This window comes from Dietzia sp. Cai40 (assembly GCF_014145165.1).
Taxonomy (GTDB): Bacteria; Actinomycetota; Actinomycetes; order Mycobacteriales; family Mycobacteriaceae; genus Dietzia; species Dietzia natronolimnaea.
The window spans coordinates 1-3,831 of sequence record NZ_JAALEB010000120.1 but is presented as its reverse complement, the minus strand read 5'-3'; the positions used below and the strand labels follow the sequence as shown (position 1 = coordinate 3,831).

6 protein-coding genes and 1 pseudogene are annotated in these 3,831 nt (G+C 71.4%); all 7 read right to left on the bottom strand.

The features are described 5' to 3' along the window. Positions 1 to 488 (bottom strand): annotated as a pseudogene (locus G6022_RS05630) (leucyl aminopeptidase); the annotation flags it as partial. 79 nt (positions 489 to 567) lie between these two features. Continuing rightward, a complete protein-coding gene (locus G6022_RS05625) occupies positions 568 to 735 on the bottom strand; it encodes a DUF3117 domain-containing protein (RefSeq protein WP_107747298.1) in 168 nt (55 codons plus the stop codon). A 91-nt stretch (positions 736 to 826) separates the two neighbouring features. After that, a complete protein-coding gene (locus G6022_RS05620) occupies positions 827 to 1,177 on the bottom strand; it encodes a DivIVA domain-containing protein (RefSeq protein ID WP_179525592.1) in 351 nt (116 codons plus the stop codon). A 74-nt stretch (positions 1,178 to 1,251) separates the two neighbouring features. After that, complete coding sequence (folP, locus tag G6022_RS05615; RefSeq protein ID WP_182610291.1) at positions 1,252 to 2,064, bottom strand: dihydropteroate synthase; 813 nt, start codon at positions 2,062 to 2,064, stop codon at positions 1,252 to 1,254. A 68-nt stretch (positions 2,065 to 2,132) separates the two neighbouring features. After that, positions 2,133 to 2,687: a TIGR00730 family Rossman fold protein gene (locus G6022_RS05610; RefSeq protein ID WP_182610290.1), complete on the bottom strand. Its 555-nt coding sequence runs from the start codon at positions 2,685 to 2,687 to the stop codon at positions 2,133 to 2,135. Further along, a complete protein-coding gene (locus tag G6022_RS05605; protein ID WP_179525595.1) occupies positions 2,687 to 3,487 on the bottom strand; it encodes a TIGR00730 family Rossman fold protein in 801 nt (266 codons plus the stop codon). The genes G6022_RS05610 and G6022_RS05605 overlap by 1 nt, the downstream gene beginning before the upstream one ends. A gap of 112 nt (positions 3,488 to 3,599) precedes the next feature. Then, on the bottom strand, positions 3,600 to 3,831 hold a 232-nt coding region (locus G6022_RS05600), incomplete at its 5' end, for a M20/M25/M40 family metallo-hydrolase (RefSeq protein ID WP_347238154.1).

Genomic DNA, 3,831 nt, shown 5'->3' with positions numbered 1-3,831 from the left:
GCCGCGGCGACCGCGGCGCGGACGACCACCTCGTCGTCGTCCTCCCCTGATCCCGGCGAGACCCGCACCACCAGGTCCGGCGCCACCGGCGCCGGGTCGGCGGCGAACACGTCCTGACCGCGCGCACCCAACAGGTATCCGAGGACCAGATCGCCGACCCGGTCGGGAGGGACGGTTCCGGGAACGGACACCCCGACCTCATCGGTCCGCCGCGCATCCCGCAGGTGTCTGGCCACGGCCGCACCCGCCCGGCGGTACCCGATGCCGACGTCCACCGCTCCCGACCATCCGGGACGGGGAGCCGTCGCGTCGATCTCGACCTCCACCACCGGCCGGCCGTCGACCGCGCTCGTCCGCGCCTCCACGGCGCGGCCGCGGAGGGGTCGGCCCTCCTCCGGGGCCCGGGTGACCAGCGACCATCCGGTGGCGGGGTCCGATCCGCGAGCTACGCGAACGGTGGGGAGTGGACGCGAGGGGACCTCGGACATCGGGAGAACCTTCCGTGGAACCGAATCGACGCACCCGCCGCGTGGGCCGGGTGCGTCGATTCGCCAGCGCAGGGGACGATCAGGAGATGGCCTGGGTCAACTCCGCGCCGAGCGACTTCGCCTCGTCGGGGGTCAACTCCACGACGAGGCGTCCGCCACCCTCGAGAGGGACGCGCATGACGATCCCGCGGCCCTCCTTGGCCGCTTCCATCGGTCCGTCACCGGTCCTGGGCTTCATAGCCGCCATCGGGTCGATTCCCTTCGTCCTTGGCAGTGGGCCGCGTCCTGTGAGGACGGCCGGGCCCACGTGCGGTATCGCTGAGTGGATGTTGCCGATTCTAGCGCGTCACACCGTGCCCGGACGCGGGAGCGCGTTCTGGGTCCGCCCCGTCGGAGGACTCCCCGACGTTTCCCTCCCCGGCGAGTCGCGCGCGGAGCCTGTCGATCTCCGTCGCCGCCTCCTCGAGCGCCCAGTCGACCTCCGACATCGTGTACCCCCGCGCGGACATCCCGAATCGGACCGATCGCAGATCGTCGCCGGTGAGCGGCCCTTCGGGCAGCATCGTGACCGTGTGTCCCCGCGCCACCGCCGGCAGCGGTTCCGAACGGCCGAAGACCACGATCGACAGGGCGTAGAGCGCCGCCGCCACGATCAGGGTGACCACCACATAGATGACGATGGTGAGCATGCGCGGGAGCCTCTCTCTGGTCCGGGCCGGGCCTCCAGTCTGGCACACGCCTCGCGGCGGTGGACCCGCCCGAGTCAGGCGAGCCCGCGGACCGTTCGCGCAGGTGGGCGGGTTCCCAAGATGGAGGCCACCATCTCCACCGAGCGGCGCGTCGCACGCACGTCGTGGGTGCGGAACACGCGGGCGCCCATCATCGCCGCGACGGAGGTCGCCGCCAGGGTGCCCTCGGCGCGGTCGTCGATTCCCGCGTCCAGGGTCTCGCCGATGAAGTCCTTGTTGCTCAGCGCCATCAGGACGGGATGACCGAGGGCCACGATCTCGTCCATCCGCCGCAGGAGCTCGAGACCGTGGAAGGTGTTCTTGCCGAAGTCGTGGGTGGGGTCGACCAGTATCCCGTCCTCGGGGACCCCGGCGGCGAGGGCCCGTTCGGCGGCAGCGGACAGTTCCGAGACCACGTCGAGGACGACGTCGGGGTATCCCACCCGGAAGGGCCGGGTGCGCGGGACCGCACCCCCGGTGTGGGAGCACACGAACCCCGCCCCCGCCTCGCCGGCGGCGGTCAGCACCTCGGGATCGTGCCCCGCCCAGGTGTCGTTGACCAGATCGGCGCCGGCGGACAGGGCGCTGCGGGCGACCGAGCCGCGCCAGGTGTCCACGGAGATGACCACGCCCGGGTGTCTGTCCCGGACCGCCTCGATGAAGGGCACCACCCGCCGGAGCTCCTCCCGGGCGTCCACCAGCTCGCCGGGACCGGCCTTGACCCCACCGATGTCGAGGATGTCCGCGCCGTCCTCCACGCACCGGTCGACCCGGTGCATCGCCGCCACGTCGGTGAAGCACGCTCCACGGTCGTAGAAGGAGTCCGGCGTGCGGTTGACGATCGCCATCACCAGAGGTCGGTCCACCGGGACGGGGCGCCCGCAGAGCGTGGGAGGCGGCGTCGCGCCCGGTGGCGTCACCGCCGGCCTCCGCAGGCGTCGAGCGCCGCCTCCAGGTCGTCACACACCACGAGGCTGTCGAACGCCTGCGGCTTGACCAGCCCGGACTCGACGAGCCCGCCGACCCAGTCCAACAGCGGTCGGTAGAAGCCGATCGGGTCGTAGAGCACGACCGGCTTGTGATGGAACCCGAGCGAGGCGGACGTCCACACCTCGAACATCTCCTCCATCGTGCCGATCCCCCCGGGCAGGGTGAGGAACGCGTCCGAGCGCTCCTCCATCTCGCGTTTGCGTTCCCTCATCGTGGTGACCACCACCAGCTCGTCCGCAGCGGTGTCGGCCACCTCACGCACCCGCAGCCCCTCGGGGATGACGCCGACGGTCCGGGCTCCGCCGTCCCGCGCCGCCTCGGCGACCGCGCCCATCATGGACACGTTGCCGCCACCGGAGACCAGAGACCATCCACGACGGGCGATCCCGTTGCCGACCTCGGTGGCGATCTGCAGCAGCCCGGGGTCGTGGGTCGAGGAGGCGCAGTAGATGCAGACCCGACGGCCGGGAACCGGTGCCATCAACGCTCGACCCCCCGGTGTTCCTCGCCGTACAGGTCTTCACGCTGTTCGGCGGTCAGCGCGGCCCGGTGGTGCGCCTCGCGGATGTACTCCACCGTCTCGGCCACGGAGTCGGTGACCAGGAACAGGTCGAGGTCGGACGCCGAGATCATCCCCTGCTCGACCAGGGTTCCCCGGATCCAGTCCACCAGTGGGGTCCAGAAATCCACTCCCAGCAGGACGATCGGGAACCGGGTGATCTTGTCGGTCTGGACCAGGGTGATGGCCTCGAAGAACTCGTCCAGGGTGCCGAAGCCGCCCGGGGTACAGACGAACGCCTGCGTGTATTTGACGAACATCGTCTTGCGGACGAAGAAGTAGCGGAAGTGCAGCCCCAGGTCCACCCAGCGGTTGATCCCCTGTTCCATGGGCAGCTCGATCCCCAGGCCCACGGACTCACCGTCCGCCTCCCACGCGCCCTTGTTGGCCGCCTCCATCTGACCCGGTCCGCCGCCCGTGACCACCGCGTAACCCGCCTCCGCGAGCGCCCGCCCCAGCTCCACCGCCTGTTCGTAGGCGGGATCACCCGGGCGGGTCCGCGCGGACCCGAATACGCTCACCGCGTCGGGCAGCTCCGCGAGCGCGCCGAACCCGTTGACGAACTCGCTCTGGATGCGCAGGACCCGCCACGGGTCGGTGTGCAACCAGTCGGTGTCCTGGTTGGTGTCCAACAGCCGTTGGTCGGTGGTCGTGCGATCGCCGCCCTTGTCCCGTCGCAGGAGGAGCGGGCCGCGCAGGTGTACTGAATCGTTCGGTGCCATCAGGGGTGGTCTCCTACTGGGGTGGGGTCCGGGCTCGTGATGTCCGGGCTCGCGGGGTCCGGGGTCGTATCAGGTCCGGGCCGTGTCGGGCGCGGGTCGTGTCGGGTCGGGGTCAGCCGGAGGTGGTGAGGTAGGCGCGGAGCACCTCGGCCACCTCGGTGATCTGGGTGGCCGGGCAGTGCTCGTCCCGTGTGTGCGCCAGGCCGGGGTCGCCCGGACCCAGATTGACGGCCGGGACGCCCAGGGCGGCGAACCGTGACACGTCGGTCCATCCGTACTTGGCCCGCACCCGTCCGCCCGCCGCGCGCACCAGCTCGGCCGCGGCCGGGGCGCCGAGGCCGGGC